Here is a 19,883-nt window from a genome sequence, read left to right on the forward strand (position 1 = left end):
GAGAAATACGGCTAAATTCTTCGTTTGGAGGGAGTTGGACTCCCGTTAAAAGGTCAATGAGGTCGGTGGTACAACCCCTCCCAACAAAATTGCGAAGGCCCCTTTTCAAGAAGTTATATCAGGGGCATTGCAAACCTGTTATTTGGAGAATCGATTGGTTATAAGGCGAACCCCGCGTTTAAAGGAAAAATAATACCACATCCACTCCACGAACACCTTGATGCGATTACGGAAGCCGATCAGGTAAAAAATATGGATTACCGACCAGATTACCCAGGCGACAAAGCCACTTACTTTCCATCCCTTGACATCAGCCACCGCCTTGGCCCGACCGATAGTGGCCATCGTACCCTTGTCTACGTAGTGAAACGGTTCGCGCTCATCAACAGGAGTTTGCTGGCGAATTAGTTTCCCGACATAGCGCCCTTCCTGCATTGCCACCGGGGCCAGGCCGGGAAGTGGCTCCCCCTCTTTCTCCTCGAGGTGGGCTGCATCGCCGATAACAAAAATATCCGGATGATCAGATATGGAGAGATCTTTGTTGACCATGACTCTGCCCGTGCGGTCCTGGGGTTCCCCGAGCGAATTCATGAGCGGAGAAGCGGCCACCCCGGCCGCCCATATGATGTTGGGCGTTTCAATTGAACCCTCTTTAAACGTTACCTGGTTTTCACTTATCTCGGTTACGGGCGTATTCAACAGTACGCTGACGCCCATATCCTCCAGCGATTGGCGCGCCTTTTCAGCCAGTGATTTCGGAAAGCCGTTAAGGATCTGCGGTCCCGCTTCCACCAGAAAAATTCGGGATTCATTCTTGCTGAAGTTCTGGTAATCGCGCATCATGTTCCGCTTGGCGATTTCCGCTATGGCCCCCGCCATTTCAACGCCGGTAGGACCACCGCCGATTATTACGTAGGTAAGATAGGGTTCGCGCAGTTTGGGATCATCGATCTGTTCAGCTTCCTCAAGCGAAAGCAGGATACGCTCGCGAACCTCCAGGGCATCTGAAATCGACTTTAAACCGGGAGCATTGTCGGCCCAGTGATCGTTACCGAAGTAGTTGTACTGGGCACCCGGCGCTACGACCAGGGAGTCAAACTCAAACGTTCGGCCGTCTTTCAGCTCCAGCGCGTGCTCCCGCTTGTTGATATTGGTCACCTCCCCAAGTATCACCTGTATATTGCTGAACTTGCCAAACATCGCCCGGATGGGAACCGCAATATCACCCGGAGAGAGCGCAGCGGTTGCCACCTGGTAGAGGAGAGGCTGAAACAGGTGGTGATTGTTTTTGTCAATGATCGTCACCTTCATTCCCGAGTTGCGGAGCTCTTTGGCCGCTGATATACCACCGAATCCGCCGCCGATAATTATTACATGCTTCTGATCACTCATTGACAGAAGTTAAATTTCAATGTTGAAAGATTGCAGTTTCTACGACGCAAAATATAAAAATTTATCTATGCCGGCATCAGTTCATCCTGGCTTTGACCTGCGTCACAATCTCTTCAATTTCTTCTTGTGAAACCTGGTAGTGTTCATTGCAAAAGTGACAAACCAGCTCCTGCCCTTCATCACTAATCTCTCGGAGTTCCTCAAAATCCAGCATTGTAAGGGCGTTGACAAACCGATCGCGCGTGCAACGGCAGAAAAAATCTACCGGCTGGCGGTCCAGCTCGCTAACTTTCATGGGGGCCAGTGCCCTTTCCATTAAATCGTCGATATACAATCCTTCTGAAAACAGCTTGTGGATGGAGCTGAACTGTTTCAGGTTTTCACGCAATTCATCGATTTTGCCATCCGGGGCATCGGGGAGACGCTGAACGAGTATTCCTCCGGCTTCGGTAACCTCCCCTTTTTCATCCATACCGACATCCAGGAGTATGGCAGAAGGAACCTGCTCTGACTGGAACATGTAGAAAGCGAGATCATCGGTAATGTTCCCTTTCACGATCTCAATTGTGCTTGTTTTGGGTTCCGCTTCATTGTAAAGAATTTTCTTGAGCGTCAGGACTCCATTCCCGATGCCGTCACTTAGCTGGATTTCACGGTCGGAGTAATCCAGCTCAACCGCCGGGTTTTGTACATATCCCCGGATTTCGCCCACACGGTTCGCCTCGGTGACAATTTGTCCGACGGGACCGTCACAGTCGATGCGCAGCTGTATCCGCTCTTCGCCCTTCAGCTCGGAGGCCAGCAGCATCACCCCGGTCAAGGCCCGTCCCAACAGCACCGTATTCAGCAGGGAAAGGCCGTGCTTTTCTTTAGCCGTCCTGACCACATCGGTTGTTTTGACCACCGAAATTTTGAAATGGCCATCGTCTGAAATTCCTTTGACAAGTCGATCTTTATGTTCAAACTGTTTTTTAGAAAGCATTGAAAACGGTTGGTTTTAATGTGAAGCTGAATTAACAAAAAAGGCAGCCCAATCATTTGAGCCACCCGGAAACCATTTCTGAAACGTTTGGGTCCACGGTTTAATTGCGATCTCGCAGAGGGTTCTATAAAACCTCGTTTTGACCAGTATTGGTATGTTCGCAGGTAAATTTCGGGTAGTCTTCCCAACAATTTTCTACTTGAGGAATATACAGAATACAGGTCGAATACACATCAGCTCTTGTATCCGTTACGGCTCAAATCCGTTTTTGAGCCGTACACCTCTCGGTTTCGTCTCCCTTCCAAAAACAGCGGGACCGTTGCAAGGTAACCCAAAATGTGTATTTCGGGTAGCTCCAGGTTAACCGAATGGCATCCCGGCCGTGCCGGCCGAAAGATTCACAAGCTGGTTGACCGGACAAAAGAATTAATGATTTTTGGTGGCTAAATTGTATTTTGTAATGAAACTGTTTTCGTGAAAAAACTTGTTTTTAGAACCCTAGCTACCCGGTTTGACCGCCGGTAGTTTGTTATGACAAAAGAAAAAAAACAAGGTGAATTATGCCATTTCGCTGGGTTTACAACAAGCCTGAGAATGGGGAGACTATATCCAGGTTGCAGGAAGAGCTGGGTATACCGGAAAAAATTGCTTACCTGCTGTCGCTCCGGGGAATAGATTCCTTTGACAAAGCCAAAAAATTCTTTCGCGCTGACCTGGATCTCCTCCACGATCCTTTTTTGATGAAAGATATGCACAAGGCCAGTACGCGGCTTGCTTCGGCCATACGATCCGGAGAAAAGATCCTGGTGTACGGTGACTATGACGTCGATGGCACGACAGCCACTTCCATACTGTATATTTTCCTGAAAGATTTTGGGGTCGATGTGGAATATTTTATTCCTCACCGGTTCAAGGATGGATATGGAATCAGCCCCGATGGCATCCAGTTTGCCCGCCGGCGGGGGGCAAAGCTGATCGTGTCGGTAGATTGCGGAATAACCGCTGTTGAAGAGGCCCGGATGGCGGCAGAACAGGGTATTGATCTTGTCATTTGCGATCACCACAATGTTGGTTCTGAAATTCCCAGCGCCGTTGGAGTGCTGGATCCGAAACGACCTGACTGCCAGTATCCCTTTAAAGGGCTCTCCGGGGCGGGGGTGGGCTTTAAGCTGGTCCAGGGAACAATCTCCAAGCTGGGCCTGAATGAACGAATTGCCTACAAGTTTCTGGACCTGGTGGCGATCTCCATCGCATCCGACATAGTGCCGATTATCGATGAAAACCGGATCCTGATGCGGGAAGGATTGCGCATGCTCAATACCAATCCGCGAGTGGGTATCAAGGCGCTCCTTGAACTCGTTAATATTGATATCGGCAGCATATCCACCTCCAGCATCGTTTTCTCAATCGGTCCGCGCATCAACGCCGCCGGGCGCATGGGCGATGCTTCGAAGGCGGTTAAACTGATGATTTCGGAAACCGAATCGGAAGCTAAAGCCCGGGCACATGAGCTGGAATCAATTAATATTGAGCGCCGAAACAAAGACAGCCAGACCATGGAAGAAGCGGTTGACATGGTCAGCCGCGATTTCAACCTGGAGAAGACCTCATCCATGGTATTGCACGATCCGGACTGGCATCTCGGCGTGATCGGGATTGTGGCCTCCCGCCTGGTCGACACCTATTACCGGCCGGCGATTATGCTGAGTACAGTGGATGGAATGATCAAGGGCTCCGCCCGCAGCATCAAGGGCTTCAATATCTACAACGCCCTGAAACAGTGCGAGGATCTGCTGGAGCAGTACGGGGGACATGAGTACGCAGCCGGACTGACCATTAAAGGTGAAAACCTGGATGAATTTCGCAACCGCATTAACCAGATTGCCTCGGGCAATCTCAATTCAGACGACTTTGAGCCGGAGCTGGAGGTCGATTGCGAGCTGGATCTCAGCGAAATTAACATGCGATTCTGGAAACTGCTAAGCCAGTTTAAACCGTTTGGACCCGGCAATATGAGGCCGGTCTTTGTGAGCAAAGGTGTACAGGTAGAGGGAGTACCCACAATCGTGGGATCCGGACACCTGAAGATGAAAGTCTCCCAAAACGGGTCGGGCAAATTTGATGTAATAGGCTTCAACATGCATGAATACCTGCCGATGCTGCGAAATACCGAACCCGGCGCGCTGCACATCGCTTATTCGCTGGAGGAAAACCACTGGAATGGACGACGAACACTCCAGATAAAATTAAAAGACCTGCATATTGAGGGAGACTAAAAAAATGGAATCATCCTTTTTATAAAAGCGAAAAGATTTTATATTTGGCAACTCTTACTAAAGAGATGATCCGAAAGAGATCTTTAAAGGGACTGTAGCTCAGTAGGTAGAGCACACGACTGAAAATCGTGGTGTCGGCGGTTCGATTCCGCCCGGTCCCACTTCTTTTCTCAAGTCTTCTAAAGGCCATTAAAACCCGCTCTCAGGCGTTTTAATGGCCTTTTTTTGTTTCTTTTCCGCGCACAACGAAGGAATAAAAAGGAACGGAAAGGAACAAAAAGGAACAGCCATTTCCTCCCTTTTCCCCCTTAAGGGGTACAATTTTGGGTACAATTGGGAATACTCCTGAAATAAATAAAAGAGGAAAGATCCGAAATCTTTCGCCTTATACTGCAGTTTGCTGTAATTCACCTGGAAATTGTTTTTGTATAGCTAAACAGCCTGTCTAATTCCAACAGCTATTAGTATGCAAATATGTAGTGGAGTTCTCTTCAGAACCTGATGCTTAGTTGGGAGGTGGTTGTGTACCACCGACCAGCTCATAAAGGGGGAGTACAACTCCCTCAGAACGAGCATATTGGGGTTTTGCAAAGGCCTCTACAATAATGGCCACGCCCCATCCCTCCACCACTTGACCAATTTTGTCGTTTCAACAATATTAGGATTAATTTTTTCTAATATTTGAGAATTTAATCCCGCTCCTTTCCATATTAGTCATGTATCATCTTCAGACGGAAACGACGGCTGTGACTTACATACAGTCCAAAACAACTTAAAAAGATGGAACTAACCCCGGCGCAATACACTTGGCTGACCATCTGCCTGATCATTTTAATTTATGCTCTCTCAATTTGGAGTGTTAATCAACGATTTCGATAAACTTCAATTCTAAATGAGAGCCTATCCCTGGTCGCCTGACGGCTGCCGGGGTTTTTTATGGAGACGTTACAAATACACCGGGAAAAGTGCGCCCATGGTAATCCCAGGATGTACAGCCTGTCACAAAACAACCCGTATTTCTCACGGCAATTTATGAAAAACTCATGCAGCCTGATGGCAGGCAGTACCTTACGCCATATTTTACCGACCTTTTGGGTTGACAGGGTATAAAGCGCTGGGATATGTTCCCTCTCAACTGTTTTAAAGGGAACATCACCGGCTCAACGTACAACGGTACCTCTGCGCGGCCATTTCCCTTTTGCCTTGCTGCAAAACAAATTTCTTGGTGAAAAATCCAGGAACAACGGTTTTGTAAAAGCTCTCTCTTTTTCATACCTGCACTTACAAACCTGTGCTCCTCTCCCCTACAGAAGGTTTGAAAAATCCAGGTTACATTTCTCCCAAAATCATCTGCAAATACTATGGTGCTCGAATTCAATTTAATTCGTTCCAAATAACAGAACCATGTCTCAGATCTATACGGGGTATTTTATCAAAGAAAAGGGAGAAATTTGCGACTCCTGTGGCTTTACCAACACCCGAATCGAAGGCAACGCAATTATCAACACGAACGGGCAGTTTACCGGCTACAAGATTCACAATGGCAACATCATAACAAGCAGCGGGGAGAATACCGGGTACAGTATTATCCGGAATACTATTTTTGGACCATTTAAATGCCTGCCGTGGTTGTAGTCTGCCTGCAGGCAGCACACTTTATTGCCGCTGCTACGTTAATCCTGCTTTTCAAGGAGTATCATTGAGATGGGGTAATGATCGCTGTATCCGCTGTGGGGATTAAAGCTACTGCCTGAAGGGCGCCCGAACCGGATGGGATCTCTATAATCGCCATCGCTCACCATCTCTTTAAACAGATCTATTTTTGCCAGGTTGCCATCCGGGTAGGTGCCCGGCCGAATTGGCGCAGAACCCAGGAACAATCCCTTGGAGAGCATAAACTGGTCTATCACCAGTGGAAAGTTGTCGTAGTAGAACGTCCCCTGTCCCGTTCCATCTATCGGCCACATCAGGTTAAAAAGGCGGGGACTCCGCGCATTGATTACCTTTTGTACAGAGTTGGTAGCCAGGGCATATTCCGTTATCGAACGGTTGAAACACTGGTCGTTGAAGTCACCCATAATTATTACAGGTGTATCGCTTCCCCGGATTTCATATATCCGCTCCATCCAGTAGCTGAGCGTTTCAGCGGCCATCATCCGGAAGGGTTCTGACGGGTATTTTCCTCCACTTCTGGAGGGCCAGTGATTTCCTATAAAGATGATTTCATTTCCACTCCTGGTTCTCATATTTACCTGGAAGATATCGCGGGTGGCACTTCGTTTGAGGACAACATAGTTGAATTGTTCTTCCTTTGTGAACAGATCTGCATCGTATATAAAAGCGATATCGATCCCCCTGTTATCGGCAGTGTTGTGGTGCGCCACCTTATAATTCCGATTCAGGGGAGCCAGTTTTCCCAGCAGCTGATTGAGTACATTCTCATTTTCGACCTCGCACAATCCCAGGAGATCGGGTCCCTCTCCATCATTGAGCTGAATGATGATGCGTGCAAGTTGAGAAAGCTTCTGTTCCAGCACCTGCTGATTCCATCCCTGCAGTTCATGGTTCAACCTGTCATTCAGATAGGCCGGTCGTGAGGGCGTATCCTGTACGTCGAACAGGTTTTCTACATTCCACCAGCTAACATGGTATCTGTTCATCCGACTCTCCTCATATTTAAAATGCGGATTCTTGGCAGGCAGCTTTAGAAAAGCTCTATATAAAAACAAGAACCCAAAGTAACACTTTGCAACATTAATTTTTTTTAATACTTTAAAGTTAAGAAATTTTAATGCTTGAAAAGCAGAGCGCGTTGCCAAACACAAGCAGATAACAACTGGTGGTAGATATGGAACAAACGAATACAGATTCCCGGAAACGAATTCTCATTGTTGAAGACGACATGCTTCTTTCGCTGGTGGAAGAACGACTCATCGAAAAGCTAGGTCACAAGGTAGTGGGCAAAACCGTCAGCGGTGAAGAAGCGATTGAGAAGTTCATCGAGCTTGAGCCCGATCTTATATTGATGGATATCATTTTAAAAGGTGAGATGGATGGGATTGAAGCGATGAAAAAAATCAGGAGGATTTCTGACGTCCCCGTTATCTACTTATCCGGCAACTCCGACCGTTATAACTATGAGCGCGCCAAGCAAACCGGCTTTACGGATTACCTGGTTAAGCCTATTTCCAGCGCCGATTTGGCAGGCCCCCTCGAGAAGGCCTTTATCCAAAACGGCGAATCGGTAACCGGGGATCGAAGTATCAAGAATCTAAGTTCCCATGACCAACATATCATAAATAAATCAGCCTAGCTGCATTTATTTGCCTATGTTAAGGTTTACCACAATCCTTCCGGTTTGATCGCCGCGAAGGATTTTTTTTATCTTATCCTCTACCTCCTGCAGTGAAATCTCGCGTGCCACGCTGTCGAGATGAGCAATCTTCCAGCGGGTGCTCAGGTAGCGCCATATTCTTTTGCGCAGTGGCATCAGGCATCGCCCCGAGTCGATTCCCATCAGGCTCACGCCCCGTAGAATGAAGGGATAGATATTGGTATTCAGTTCAGCTCCCAGAATATTGCCGCAACAGGTGACTGTGCCGTTTTGTTTGGCCTGTCGTATCGCCGTATCCAGCATGATTCCCCCAACCGTATCCACAACCCCGGCCCAGCGGGCACTGAGCAGTGACTTGTCGGATTCGGCCTGCACTTCCTTCCTGGAGATTATATTTTCGGCTCCCAGTTTCTTCAGGAATTGTTGTTGATCCTGTTTACCCGTGGCAGCGGTCACAGTATAGCCCGCATGGGCCAGGATTGCTACCGCCAGGCTCCCCACGCCCCCGGTGGCTCCCGTCACCAATACAGGTCCATCTTCGGGGAAAGTGCCGTTGTGCTGCAGCTTGTATATCCCCAGAGCCGCTGTAAATCCAGCTGTTCCCAGTATCATGCTCTCCCTCAGTGAAAGGTGAGCGGGCAGCGGCACAATCCAGTCGGCGGGTACCCGGATATACTGGCCAAACCCGCCCGGGGTATCCTCTCCCAAGCCAAAACTTGTGACGATGACCTTCTCCCCCTCCCTGAAGCGCCGGTCATCGCTGTGCTCGATAACACCGGCCGCGTCGATTCCGGGCGTATGCGGGTAGGAACGGGTCACTCCCTGATGACCCGTCGCAGAAAGGGCATCTTTGTAGTTGATCGACGAATAATGAACGCGAACAAGCAGATCGTGCCTGGGAAGATCCGCAACGCGCCTCGTCTTTATTTCACCTACATATTCTCCTTTGTCATTCAACCGGACCACATACGCCTGAAAAGTACGACTACCCATATTGTCCTGATAAATTTATTAATCCTTCTTTTTCGAGGCCTTTGTCAAACATTCTGTTTTGCTGGGAGGTGGTTGTACCACCGACCTTATTGGGTGTCAAGCGGGAGCACAACTCCCTCACGACGACAAATCGAAAAATTGCCAAGGCCTTCTAAAAACACTGTTCACGGTATATAAAACAGGTTATCAAACCGTGCTGTTTTTTCCAATCTCCTTTTTATCTCAGCTGGGACTCCATAAAATCCGGGTGGTTTTCCGGAACAAAATAATTTTATCTAGAAAAGAAAGCGTCAGATGTTATATTAGTTGACCTGTTTTGACAGGCCAGTACAGTTAACAGCCAGCGCAGCTGACATAATTTGAGTCGGTGGGATCACATCACTTCTATGCCAGAGGAAGAACATACAGATAACCTGGAGGAACGCGTAACCCGGCTGGAAAAGAAGGTCCGGTTTCTGGAGCAGGCTCTGCACCAGGCAGAGATCAGGGATAAAGATCAGCGACAAGTACATACCCCGCAAGAGCCTGACCTCGAATTTGAGGAAACGGAACCACCTGGAAAACGGTATCGCCGGGACGAGGGAAGCATCCCCGTCGGTGAAAACTGGCTGAACTGGCTTGGCATCGGTCTGCTGCTGCTGGGCGTGGGATTCCTGTTTAAGTATTCGGTTGACCAGGGCTGGCTGATTCCACCGGTCCGCAGCGCGTTTGGTCTGGCCGTGGGGGGCAGCCTGCTGGGAGCCGGATTTGTCTCCGGAAAAAACACTGTTCCACGACAAATTTTGCTGGGGGGCGGAGTCGCCACTTTTTATATCACCGGATTTGCCACCTTTCAGCTATATTCCTTTGTCTCCACCAGTGCTGTGTGGATATTTATGGTAGGCGTTACCCTGCTTGCGCTTTACCTGGCCATCCAGCACGACGAAATCATTCTATCGGTTCTGGGTACTCTCGGGGGACTGGCAACTCCCTTTATGCTCTATTCGGGGGAAGGTTCACTGGTCATGCTCATCCTTTATTTTGCGCTTATCCTGGCAGGCTCCGGCACAATATACCTGGCGAAGGGGTGGAAATCGCTGCTCTGGGCTGCTGTCACAGGGGGCTGGCTGGTCTTGATGGTCGGGTGGGCGAACAATATTTACAGTGTTGCTGATCCATTAACGGGCGACCGCTGGACGCTTCAGCTCGGGGCGCTTTACGCCGCCCTCATATTCTGGATTATACCCGTTATTCGCGAGGTGCTTGCCTTCCGAAATCCGGCCCGATGGCCCGATGCTCACAGGGTCAGGTCCAATACAGGTGAATCTTCAGACTTCATCGCAAATACCAGTGTCCAGGCACTTTCCGTAGCCACCCCGACACTCCTGCTCTTTTATTCCTTCGGGCTCTGGACGTTAAGCGATGAAATCCGGGGAATCATCGCTCTTATCAGTGCTCTTCTTGTCGGATATAGTTATTTACCCTTGAGAAAAGAGGGGCTCAACAGGCTTTCGCTCGTCCACGGATTCACCGCACTGATCCTTGTCACCATAGCACTGGTTCTGCTGCTTGATGGAGAGGTTCTGCTCATCTCACTGGCACTGGAGGCGCTCTGCCTGCGTATTATTGCCTCCAAAACATCGGATACCGTCATATCCCTGTCTTCTCACTTCCTGTTCGGCCTGGTCGGGGTATGGGTGGCCGACCGGCTGATGATAACCCCTGGTTCCGATCTCCCGATCCTGAATCTTGATGCTTTAACAGAGCTGTTTATCACAGGTATAGCCGGGATAATGGTTCCCCCGTATCTTACCGACAAACATAAAAACCTGGTCTCGGTATACCGCCTTGCCGCTCATCTTGCCCTGCTGGGCTGGTTTATGAAGGAGCTCTCGATTCTGCAGAACGGGCAGGCGTTCGTGAGTGTGGCATGGGGTATCTATGCCCTGCTTATTCTATTCCTGGGGTTCCGGCAGGAGAGCAACCGCATTCGGTTTGCTGGAATGGCCACCATCTTTTTAGTAGTCGGCAAGCTGTTTTTAGTCGACCTGTCTCAAATAAGTACGCTGCTGCGGATTTTACTCTTTATCGGGTTTGGCGTCGTATTTCTGGTGGTCAGCTACCTGCTGCATAAACGGTGGGGGGGAACGAAATAAATAAGACCTGCCAGGTTTTCAACGCCTGGCAGGTCAGTACCGATCGTTATTGGCGGCACCAGGTTTAATCCCTCATGCTCTCGATTATCTTTTCATGAACCGGGGGTTTGCCCCATACCGGATTCGATTCAAAGAAGGCCCACGGTGTGAGTTTGAACGACATGGAAGCGTGATTCATGATCGGCCAGTCTTCAGGGCGAACGATGTGCGACTTGCCCATGACGTACCACACGACAATGTCCTCATCCTTGATATTCCGGTTGTTCTTCGTCCACTCCGGCAGTCCCGCAAACTGCTGGTCGCTGGGCGGGTACATACCGGCTGGGTACATTTCGTCCCGTTCATAGGGCGTTACCCAGAGATGGTGCCACAGGACTTTCGCCCGGTTCGAAAGTGAAGACCCTTCCCGCGCCAGGGGAACCGTCCCTTTCTTGGGGACCAACACGTAGCCCGGGTGATGCCCGTATTTTCCGCCCTCTTTGTCATCATTCATAATTCGCCACCGGCGGCTGCTGGGAGCATGGGAGTCTCGCATCGCGTCGTGCTCATTTTCAAAGACGTCGGTCTGGGCCACCACCGCATTGCGATACGGATTTTTCGGGCCCGGCGGCACCGCGATATTGTTTTTCTCTTCCACCGTGTTGTTGATACCATCCACGTCCAGATCGAGGCGCCACACGTGCCAGTGCTGGTGGTTGTTGGCTTCCACATTGGGATGAACCGTCACCCCGTACGGGGCGCCGTTGTAGTGCTCGTCCTCCGGGTATGAGCGATCATCTTGTCGGTCCACGCTGTGGATATGCACAATACCCTGCAGTTCATTGTTTACCTGAATCGTCCCGTCCTCCTTGAAAATCCATTCAAAACCATAATCATAGTTTCCCGCTTTGATGTAGTATTTAATAGAGAGATCGGTGGCGCGTCTGCCCACTTTCCCGTGGCGCCACAGGGCTCCCCCGTATCCTTCAAAAATCGCTACGGCACTGTCAATTTTTACGGGATTAGCCTTGTCGTCATGTACCCAGGCATCGATGTAGGTGGCATTTTCGGGGGCGTCGGCGCCGGCGTTCAGCGGGCGGTTTTTCTCCTGGAAAAAGCGGAATTCCCCCTGGTCAAAGTAGTTGTTCGAGGCTTCATCGAGCTCCGGCGAACCGTAATTTACGATCATTTCGGCGATGGAACCCCGGTACATGATTTTGCGCCATTTTTCCTGGAATGGATCAAAATACTGGACATCGTAGATCACGAGTCCCTCGCGGTTGTGTATGCCGTACCGGAACTTCCAATAGGGGGAGATCACCTGGTGGCCGCGGATTTTGTAGTTCATCCCGTATGGCTGATCGATAATCACCGGCTTCATCGGCTCCAGCGTGGACTCGAGGCTGTCGGGATCAAAATATTTGAGATCCGACTTTTCGCTGAATCCTTCGCCCTCGTCAACTATTTTAAGCACCTTTCGATCGGTTAAATCGATGTGGGCATACAATCCCCTGATCCCCACGCGCGAGTCCTTGAACGAGGCGGAGACGATCTCTTCACGATTTCCTTTCCCGTTGATGCTCAAATCCGCCGCATAATTGCCACTGAATTCCACAGAATCGATCGGTACTCCGCGCCTGTTCAGCGCCTCCTGCATCTCGGGATCGGCCCTGGCAATTTCTGTAGCAATTGAATCCATCTCAAACGTACCGACCGGTTGTTTGCCGGGAATATGTTTGTAGGAGACAAGCTGCTCGGTGTTCAAGTCAATTATCGCCTCGTATAGCTTGTTGTTGGGATAGTCGTAGACCGAGGCAAATGCCTGCCGGGTAAACTCCTCTCCCTCTTTATACTGAAGGACTTCCTCTTTATGCGGTTCATGAAGGAATATCATCCCAAAAGCCACTTCGTGATTTTCAATCCGCTCGCTTTCCACCTTGCCTTCCTCCTCCAGCACAGATCGCACCGTCTGAAGTTCCCGGGCATTAAGGGGATCAAGGGGATGCTTGTAGCGCTCCCCGCTTTCCTGTGCCGCACTCAGGTACACGCACACGAAAATGAATACTGTTGTAATAATTGATCTGCTTGCAATGGAATTATTCATGATAAAATTTATTAGTTGATTAATGGATTGCTGGAATGTTGGTTAGGCTTATTCTGAATCCCACCAGATGCGGGTTGACATTTCATCCGGACCCTGCCGGTCTATGGCGGCGTTGTAGTTCTCTCTGTTCAGATCACTTTCGCTATTCGGGTATCCTCGGCGGCGTGGGATATCGCGTCCGCGAAAAGCATCGGGGGCGGGTTGCAGGTCGGGATATCCCAGCCGCCGCCATTCGGCCCACGTTTCGAGTGGCTGTGTATAGAGGGCAAACCAGAGCTGGTTGCCGATTTTTTGCTTGTACGAGGCGGGATCGTAGGCCACGATGTTTTGTTGCAGGTAGGCATCGATATCGAACGTGTCGGGCACACTCCACTCCTCCATGCTGGCACGGATACCCTGCTCATAAAATGTGGCGGCATCACCGCTGATCCAGTCGCGCTCGGCGGCCTCCGCCTGCAGCAGCAGCACTTCGGAATAGGTCATGATTCTGCCGGGAGAGTTGTATACCACGTCGGTGTGGAACGAAACTTCTGCGTTGTCATAAGCCGAGGCCACGCCTGACTCCACCCCATAGGGGATGCCCGTGTACTCACCACCATCCACAGAAGGAGCGGAAAAAACATACAGCCGGGGATCGTCATACGCTTTCAACCTGTCAATAGCCGTATTCGTTACCGCCAGGTTGAAACTGCCCCCTTCCACATACGCTTCATGGTACCACGGGTTAAAGTTGGGCGAAGAGGTCAGGTAAGGGAAATACACGTTCTCTTCTATGGAACTTATGACTCCCCCCTGCACCGCTTCGCTGACAACCTGTTCTGCTTTGGCCGGTGCTACCTCCGACAGTCGCATCCCCAGCCGCAGTTTCAGGGAGTGGGCAAATGTCTTCCAGTTGGACATATTCCCCTCGAAAATAAGGTCGCCCTCCGGGGCTCGTTCACTCTCTTCAATCCTGGAAATGGCACTGTTTAATTTGCCAAACATATGGTCGTAGATCTCTTCCTGGCGATCGTAGGACGGGGCAAAATTTTCACTGGCTTTCAGTGCATCGGTATACGGCACATCGCCCCAAATGTCGGTGACATTGTGGAAACCCCACACCTGTAAAATCTCTGCAACTGCAATTTGATTACTGTTGCTCCCGTACTGGCTGGCTTTTCCCATCCGTTCCGGATCGCTGTTTATATTGATAATCTCCTGCAGGTCGGCCAACCCTTCATTATAGAAGGAACTCCAGTCCGCTTCGACGGTCTGGTAGCGGGTGGTTTCCGTGTACAGGGTATTTGACCAGTATTGTACATACTGCATCGCCCAGTTGGTATGCCCTGTATTGGAGTCCATGCCAAGCACCTCTTGTACCAATTCTCGCTGGGCGTTGGCCAGCAGGTACGGGGTGGGGACTTCGGTGGGATTGTTGGGATCGGTGTTGATCTCTTCGAAATGGTCGTAACAACCATACAACGCGATGGAAGCTGCTAAAACAAACAGAACAGAGGTTAACTTCTTCATAATATTGATATTCCTGGATTATCGATTGACGATTAAAAGGAGGTTTTGATATTGAAGCCTATGGACCGGGGCGTGGGAAGCTGGGCCGACTCATACCCCTGGATGTTGCCGGATCCCATGGCCGTTTCGGGATCTACGTGGGGTATGTTTTTGTGCAAAATCAACAGGTTTCGGCCGACGAGTCCCACAGAAAGATCCCGCATCGGGAGGTTTTCCAGCAACCGCTGGGGCAGCGTGTAGTTGATCGTCACCTCCCGCAGCTTGATAAAGCTGGCGTCATAGATATGCTGGCCTTCAAACATGTTTTTGAAATAGTCGATCGCTTCGACATACACATCGTTGGCCTGCCCATTTTGTTTGACTCCCTCCAGCTTGATCCCTCCCCCTTCGCTGACCGGGTCTCGAATAGGATTACCCTTGTCGTTAAAACCCACAGTTTCCTCCAGCAAGCCCGCGTACATACCGGTGGCACTGGTTACGGAAAAGATATCACCGCCCACCTGGTAGTCCACCAGCGCGCTTAGCCTCAAACCTTTGACCTTAAAGGTATTTCGGACGCCACCGGTAAAATCAGCCAGCACATTGCCCAGCACTTTATTGGGCTCGCGGACATATAAGCCGTTCTCGTCAATCAGCTTCTCTCCATTTTCATTGGTGGCGACCCCGTCTCCGATGAGCGTGCCGTAGGGCTCGCCCACCCGTGCGTTCAGGGAGACGCCATTCCCCGAACTGGCATCAACCAGCTGATAATTTTCCTGTCCCTGGGCCAGCTCTACCACCTCATTTTGATTGCGCGCCCAGTTTAGTTTCAAATTCCAGTTTAACCCATTGGGATTGGTAACGATGAACCCGTTCAGAGAGACCTCTATACCCTGGTTTTTTATTTCTCCCGCATTTATGATGGCCGCGGAGTACCCGCTGGTGGTGGAGACAGCCAGATCCACAATTTGGTTCCTCGATCTTGTCTGGTATACCGTAGCATCCAGTTCCACGCTGCCACTGAAAAACTCAAGGCTTGTCCCGATTTCTGTTGATGTGGTGATCTCCGGCTTTAGTTCGGAATTGTTGAGGATGTCTGGGACATTAAATGTGGGGGTGCTCCCGTACCCGGTTTGGGGTTCATAATACCCGCTTAACCGGTATGGATCGGTGGCATTTCCCACTTGTGCCCACCCAACACGCAATTTCCCGTAACTCAAAAACTTGTTCATCGGAAGCAACTCCGTAAAAACAATGCTGGATGAAAGGGCCGGGTAGAGATATGAGTTGTTGTCAACCGGCAATGTGGAAGACCAGTCATTTCTCAGGGAAGCATCCAAAAACAGTGTCTCCTTGTAGCCGATGTTCGTACTTCCAAACACCCCGTATACCAGGACCTCCTCCTCATAATCATCAAGAAATGGTCGATCAACCGAGGCTTCGATATTGTAGAAGTTGGGGACAGTAAGTCCGCCAATGGTCTCCATCTGCTCGTGGTGCAATGACTCGTTCCTGATATTTCCTCCCAGGGTGGCGCCGAGCGTAACATCCCCGTAGTCATTATTGTATTCTGTCAATACCTGCAGGTTATCCTCTCTTTTGGAGATAATATCCTGGCTGTACATGCTCGGATTGACGTGCCCAACGGCCACCCTGCGCTCTCTCCGGTCATCATAAAAATCGGTGCGAGCCCAGCCGGTTATGCTCAGATTTTCCCGTATATCATACGACAGGGACAAAAAACCGTAGACCCGTTCCCTGCTGTCGTTGTTTGTATTTTCATAGACCTCGAAATAGGGACTTACCCAGTAAAAGGGATCGAGATTGGTGGGACTTGACAGGTTCCAGTGCTTAAATGAGCCGTCGTCCGCCTGGTAGTCCCGCAGTTGATCCATGTCAAGCTGGCGCTGGAACCAGGTATTAAAAGAGGACATCACGCCCATTCGCCCGGTTCCGCTGTAGTCGCCCACCGAGGCGCGGCCCTCTGCCCTGTTACTTATGTAATTGATCTTCGAGGATACGTGCAACCTGTCGGTCAGATCCAGCCTTCCGCTGAGCGCCACGTTGTGCCTGTTGATGCCGCTGTTGGGCAGAGTCCCCCGTTGGTTTAGATTGGTATATGAAGCCCGGTAAGTTGCGTTTTCCCCACCCCCGTAAAAGGAGATGCTGTTGGAAAGTTTTGCGGCATCCTGGAAAAAATTCCGGATGTTATCAGGGTTGGCACTGAAGGGTTCCAGCTGCCCGAAGCTTTCATTATCCGGGTACCAGCTGTGCCAGGGACGGACCATCTGGCCATCCAGTTCTGGACCCCAGCTTTCATCCGAGGAGTAGTCCACCATACGGTGGCCATCGAACTCCGCATAACTTGACGGGTGCAGCGTCGGATCATACTCGAAAACGTCAAATTCGCGCACGTATCCACCACCGTAGCTGTTTTGATAGTTGGGAAACAGGTACGGCCGGTCAACCATGATACTGGAGCTGAAATCGATACCGATTCCTTCGCGTGCCTCTCCGCTTTTTGTGGTGATTAAAATGGCACCGTTTGCGGCCCTTGAACCGTACAGGGCGGCGGCATTGGGACCTTTTAAGACTGAGATAGACTCGATATCGCTGGGATTGATATCCTGGGCGGCGTTGCCGTAATCCGGGGCTCCTCCTTCACCCGACTGGGTTAAAGCGCTGTTAAAGTTCGAGTTGTCTATCGGCACTCCATCGACAATAAACAGCGGCTGATTACTGCCCGATATGGAGTTGATCCCCCTCAGCAAAATACGGGAGGATCCCCCCATGGTTCCGGGCGAACCCACCATTTGCGCCCCGGAAACCGATCCCTGCAGGCTGTTGACAAAGTTGGTTTCACGGGCATCCGCCAAATTTTCGGCCTCAATTTCCTGTACCGAGTAGCCAAGCGACTTTTCTTCCCGCTCTACTCCCAGGGCAGTCACTACCACGCCGGATAAGGCCTGGGCACTGGGGCGAAGCGATACCTCAATAAAATTACTCGAACCAACGGTAATTTCCTGTTTCTCATATCCGATAAAAGAGAATACAAGCACCCTGTTTTCGTTGTCAACAGATAATGAAAACATTCCCTCGGCATCAGTAGTGGTGCCTCCGGGTCCATCTTTAATCGTAATATTAACACCGGGAAGTGGCTCTTCTGAATCTGCGGAAAGGACTTGTCCTTCAATCGTGCGACCCTGGGCCGAAAGCAGGTCAGGAGTCACAGTCGTGAAAATTAGCGCAGCAATGGCGTAGAAAACGGCTCCAATTAATCTTGAAAGGATTTTAACAGGGGATGAGGGGAGAAACGTATTTATTTTCATGACAAAAAATGTTAGCTTTTATTAGAAAAGCAGAAAAGGCACACGTTCTCTTCTGAGAAGAAGAGTTGTACAATACCATGTATAGTGACCTGATCTGTTTATTACGGCCGGAAGTGCTACCACACTTTCGGCCTTTCTTTTTTGATTATTACTCTGTTAGCGTTAAGAGTTTGTTGCCTCTTTTTTTAAGCACGGAACCGTGCCTTTTTCAATACGGTTGAAATATACTGGTTTATTTTTCAAATAATCAAAATTATTTAGTCAATTAAATTTATATGACTTAATTATTTAATTTAAATATCTTTTTAGGGAAAATTATTTACGCTAATCGGGCTCGTAGTTATGCTTTTATTTTCTTCACCGGCACTCTTTACACAACAACTGGTTGCCCGGCTGGAAATGGTGGTTGTTATAGACTATTATTACCTGATGAAAAGCGGTTATAAAATTTAATGGTCGCCGGTGGATAATATGACAGGGTACAATCTTTTGGAAAGTGCCGGAGCCCGCCGGTCACTTACCCGATTGTCATGCTTCAGGAATGTCGGGATATGAATTCCAACCAGTAACAGCTAACAATACCGATCAACTTATGACTCAATTTCGCTGGATCGCGCTCTTGATATGCCTTTGTTCTTTTCAAATCGCACAGGGTCAGGAGACCAATTATGATGAATCCAACGTCCCGGATTATACCCTGCCGGACCTCTTTACAACCTCTGAAGGAACGCTTGCAGAAACCACAAACGAGTGGGAGTTTAATCGACGTGTGGAAATTATTGAGCTTTTTGAAGAGCACGTTTACGGGCAGGTTCCAGACCATTTCGACTCTATCGAATTTAGCACCGTCAGTTCCAATCCTGAAGCGCTCAATGGGTCAGTCACCGCTCGGCAGGTGCAAATAACAGTCGGCCGCAAGGGGAAAAGCATCCGTATTGGGCTAAACCTGCTCATTCCCAATGACGTACAGTCCCCAGTCCCCGTAACAGTACTCATCAATCACCGGGGTCCCGAAAACATGGATATAGCCCGGCAGGTAAAAAAAGATTTTTGGCCAGCTGAATACATCGTTAAACAGGGATACGCCGCAGCCGTTTTTGATGTTGAGGACCTTTCCGATGACAATCCCGAAACCTACGATGAGGACCTGTTGAAGACCTTGTATCCCGAACAGCTGGAGAAAAAGAGTGGCATGCGAACCATTTCAGCCTGGGCATGGGGAGCCATGCGGGTGATGGATTACATCGTCCGGGCTCCAGAGCTTGACCAGGAACGGTCGGTGCTGGTTGGGCACTCCAGGGGAGGAAAAACCGCGTTGTGGGCCGGCGCACAGGATTTCAGATGGGCTGTCACGGTCTCCAATGAATCCGGTGCCGGCGGAGCGGCCCTTTCCCGGCGCAGGTTCGGGGAAACGGTACAGCGCATCAACAGCGGTTTCCCCTACTGGTTTACTCCCAACTTTAATACTTACAACGATAATGAGTCTGCCTTGCCGGTAGACCAACATATGCTCATCGCCCTGATCGCTCCCCGGGCGGTGTACGTTGCCAGTGCCCAGGAAGACCAGTGGGCTGATCCACGCGGGGAATACCTGTCCCTGTTCCACGGATCCCGGGTCTATCAGCAAATTTATGGCATCCCGATCTTTTTACCGCCTGAGCTGCCCGATGAGAATACACCCGTTCACACCTCTCACGCAGGCTACCACATTCGAAAAGGCGAACACGATTTGACCCTGTATGACTGGCAGCAGTTCCTCCATTTTTCGAACCATTACTTTGGACTGGAATAGCCTCAATAACTCTTGGCATTCATCTGATAAAGGCAGCTGCAGTGAGGACAGGCACGAACCGATTTCCTGGTGAAATTGA

At 49.9% G+C, this 19,883-nt stretch carries 12 protein-coding genes and 1 tRNA gene; 6 read left to right on the forward strand and 7 right to left on the reverse strand.

Features of this window, described 5'->3' with window-relative positions:
• Positions 1 to 138: 138 nt before the first annotated feature.
• Both ACG2F4_RS01160 and hslO read right to left on the reverse strand, forming a co-directional pair.
• On the reverse strand, positions 139 to 1,392 hold the full coding sequence (locus ACG2F4_RS01160; protein WP_395257446.1) for an NAD(P)/FAD-dependent oxidoreductase: 1,254 nt from the start codon (positions 1,390 to 1,392) through the stop codon (positions 139 to 141).
• 76 nt (positions 1,393 to 1,468) lie between these two features.
• Positions 1,469 to 2,374, reverse strand: coding sequence for an Hsp33 family molecular chaperone HslO (gene hslO, locus ACG2F4_RS01165; protein WP_395257448.1), 906 nt, complete (start codon positions 2,372 to 2,374; stop codon positions 1,469 to 1,471).
• A gap of 560 nt (positions 2,375 to 2,934) precedes the next feature.
• Between hslO and recJ the strand changes: the two genes are divergently transcribed.
• The 3 genes from recJ (at position 2,935) to ACG2F4_RS01180 (ending at position 6,285) form a co-directional block, all read left to right on the forward strand.
• Positions 2,935 to 4,650, forward strand: coding sequence for a single-stranded-DNA-specific exonuclease RecJ (recJ, locus tag ACG2F4_RS01170; protein ID WP_395257450.1), 1,716 nt, complete (start codon positions 2,935 to 2,937; stop codon positions 4,648 to 4,650).
• 88 nt (positions 4,651 to 4,738) lie between these two features.
• A tRNA-Phe gene (locus ACG2F4_RS01175) sits at positions 4,739 to 4,811 on the forward strand.
• A gap of 1,243 nt (positions 4,812 to 6,054) precedes the next feature.
• Positions 6,055 to 6,285 carry a hypothetical protein gene (locus tag ACG2F4_RS01180; protein ID WP_395257452.1) on the forward strand — a complete coding sequence of 77 codons (231 nt, stop codon included), beginning with the start codon at positions 6,055 to 6,057 and terminating at the stop codon, positions 6,283 to 6,285.
• A gap of 38 nt (positions 6,286 to 6,323) precedes the next feature.
• Here ACG2F4_RS01180 and ACG2F4_RS01185 read toward each other — a convergent pair whose 3' ends face one another.
• Complete coding sequence (locus tag ACG2F4_RS01185; RefSeq protein WP_395257454.1) at positions 6,324 to 7,310, reverse strand: endonuclease/exonuclease/phosphatase family protein; 987 nt, start codon at positions 7,308 to 7,310, stop codon at positions 6,324 to 6,326.
• Positions 7,311 to 7,498: 188 nt separating this feature from the next.
• Here ACG2F4_RS01185 and ACG2F4_RS01190 point away from each other — a divergent pair, with 188 nt between their 5' ends.
• Positions 7,499 to 7,963, forward strand: coding sequence for a response regulator (locus ACG2F4_RS01190; RefSeq protein ID WP_395257456.1), 465 nt, complete (start codon positions 7,499 to 7,501; stop codon positions 7,961 to 7,963).
• A 6-nt stretch (positions 7,964 to 7,969) separates the two neighbouring features.
• Here ACG2F4_RS01190 and ACG2F4_RS01195 read toward each other — a convergent pair whose 3' ends face one another.
• The gene (locus ACG2F4_RS01195; protein WP_395257458.1) at positions 7,970 to 8,977 is read right to left on the reverse strand and encodes a YhdH/YhfP family quinone oxidoreductase; all 1,008 of its coding nucleotides are present in this window, start codon (positions 8,975 to 8,977) and stop codon (positions 7,970 to 7,972) included.
• Positions 8,978 to 9,363: 386 nt separating this feature from the next.
• Between ACG2F4_RS01195 and ACG2F4_RS01200 the strand changes: the two genes are divergently transcribed.
• Entirely contained in the window at positions 9,364 to 11,112 is a 1,749-nt protein-coding gene (locus ACG2F4_RS01200; protein WP_395257460.1) for a DUF2339 domain-containing protein, read from the forward strand.
• A 64-nt stretch (positions 11,113 to 11,176) separates the two neighbouring features.
• On the opposite strand, the gene ACG2F4_RS01205 is transcribed toward ACG2F4_RS01200, so the two are convergent.
• The 3 genes from ACG2F4_RS01205 to ACG2F4_RS01215 are packed head-to-tail and all read right to left on the reverse strand — an operon-like array spanning position 11,177 to position 18,012.
• The gene (locus ACG2F4_RS01205) at positions 11,177 to 13,195 is read right to left on the reverse strand and encodes a hypothetical protein (RefSeq protein WP_395257462.1); all 2,019 of its coding nucleotides are present in this window, start codon (positions 13,193 to 13,195) and stop codon (positions 11,177 to 11,179) included.
• Between the two features lie 48 nt (positions 13,196 to 13,243).
• Positions 13,244 to 14,704 (reverse strand): SusD/RagB family nutrient-binding outer membrane lipoprotein, encoded by a 1,461-nt coding sequence (locus ACG2F4_RS01210; RefSeq protein ID WP_395257464.1) that lies wholly within the window; start codon positions 14,702 to 14,704, stop codon positions 13,244 to 13,246.
• Positions 14,705 to 14,736: 32 nt separating this feature from the next.
• Complete coding sequence (locus ACG2F4_RS01215; protein ID WP_395257466.1) at positions 14,737 to 18,012, reverse strand: SusC/RagA family TonB-linked outer membrane protein; 3,276 nt, start codon at positions 18,010 to 18,012, stop codon at positions 14,737 to 14,739.
• Positions 18,013 to 18,604: 592 nt separating this feature from the next.
• Here ACG2F4_RS01215 and ACG2F4_RS01220 point away from each other — a divergent pair.
• Positions 18,605 to 19,804, forward strand: coding sequence for an acetylxylan esterase (locus tag ACG2F4_RS01220; RefSeq protein WP_395257468.1), 1,200 nt, complete (start codon positions 18,605 to 18,607; stop codon positions 19,802 to 19,804).
• Positions 19,805 to 19,883 lie beyond the last annotated feature (79 nt).

Origin of the sequence: Halalkalibaculum sp. DA3122 (assembly GCF_043951865.1) — a bacterium.
Taxonomy (GTDB): domain Bacteria; phylum Bacteroidota; class Rhodothermia; order Balneolales; family Balneolaceae; genus JAMQKA01.

What these genes read in the sequence shown, in the direction of transcription:
- ACG2F4_RS01190 (WP_395257456.1), top strand. Translation starts at nt 7,499, where the DNA reads ATGGAACAAACGAATACAGATTCCCGGAAACGAATTCTCATTGTTGAA.
- ACG2F4_RS01160 (WP_395257446.1), bottom strand. Translation starts at nt 1,392, where the DNA reads ATGAGTGATCAGAAGCATGTAATAATTATCGGCGGCGGATTCGGTGGT.
- hslO (WP_395257448.1), bottom strand. Translation starts at nt 2,374, where the DNA reads ATGCTTTCTAAAAAACAGTTTGAACATAAAGATCGACTTGTCAAAGGA.
- ACG2F4_RS01215 (WP_395257466.1), bottom strand. Translation starts at nt 18,012, where the DNA reads ATGAAAATAAATACGTTTCTCCCCTCATCCCCTGTTAAAATCCTTTCA.
- ACG2F4_RS01185 (WP_395257454.1), bottom strand. Translation starts at nt 7,310, where the DNA reads ATGAACAGATACCATGTTAGCTGGTGGAATGTAGAAAACCTGTTCGAC.
- ACG2F4_RS01205 (WP_395257462.1), bottom strand. Translation starts at nt 13,195, where the DNA reads ATGAATAATTCCATTGCAAGCAGATCAATTATTACAACAGTATTCATT.
- ACG2F4_RS01180 (WP_395257452.1), top strand. Translation starts at nt 6,055, where the DNA reads ATGTCTCAGATCTATACGGGGTATTTTATCAAAGAAAAGGGAGAAATT.
- ACG2F4_RS01195 (WP_395257458.1), bottom strand. Translation starts at nt 8,977, where the DNA reads ATGGGTAGTCGTACTTTTCAGGCGTATGTGGTCCGGTTGAATGACAAA.
- ACG2F4_RS01220 (WP_395257468.1), top strand. Translation starts at nt 18,605, where the DNA reads ATGACTCAATTTCGCTGGATCGCGCTCTTGATATGCCTTTGTTCTTTT.
- ACG2F4_RS01200 (WP_395257460.1), top strand. Translation starts at nt 9,364, where the DNA reads ATGCCAGAGGAAGAACATACAGATAACCTGGAGGAACGCGTAACCCGG.
- recJ (WP_395257450.1), top strand. Translation starts at nt 2,935, where the DNA reads ATGCCATTTCGCTGGGTTTACAACAAGCCTGAGAATGGGGAGACTATA.
- ACG2F4_RS01210 (WP_395257464.1), bottom strand. Translation starts at nt 14,704, where the DNA reads ATGAAGAAGTTAACCTCTGTTCTGTTTGTTTTAGCAGCTTCCATCGCG.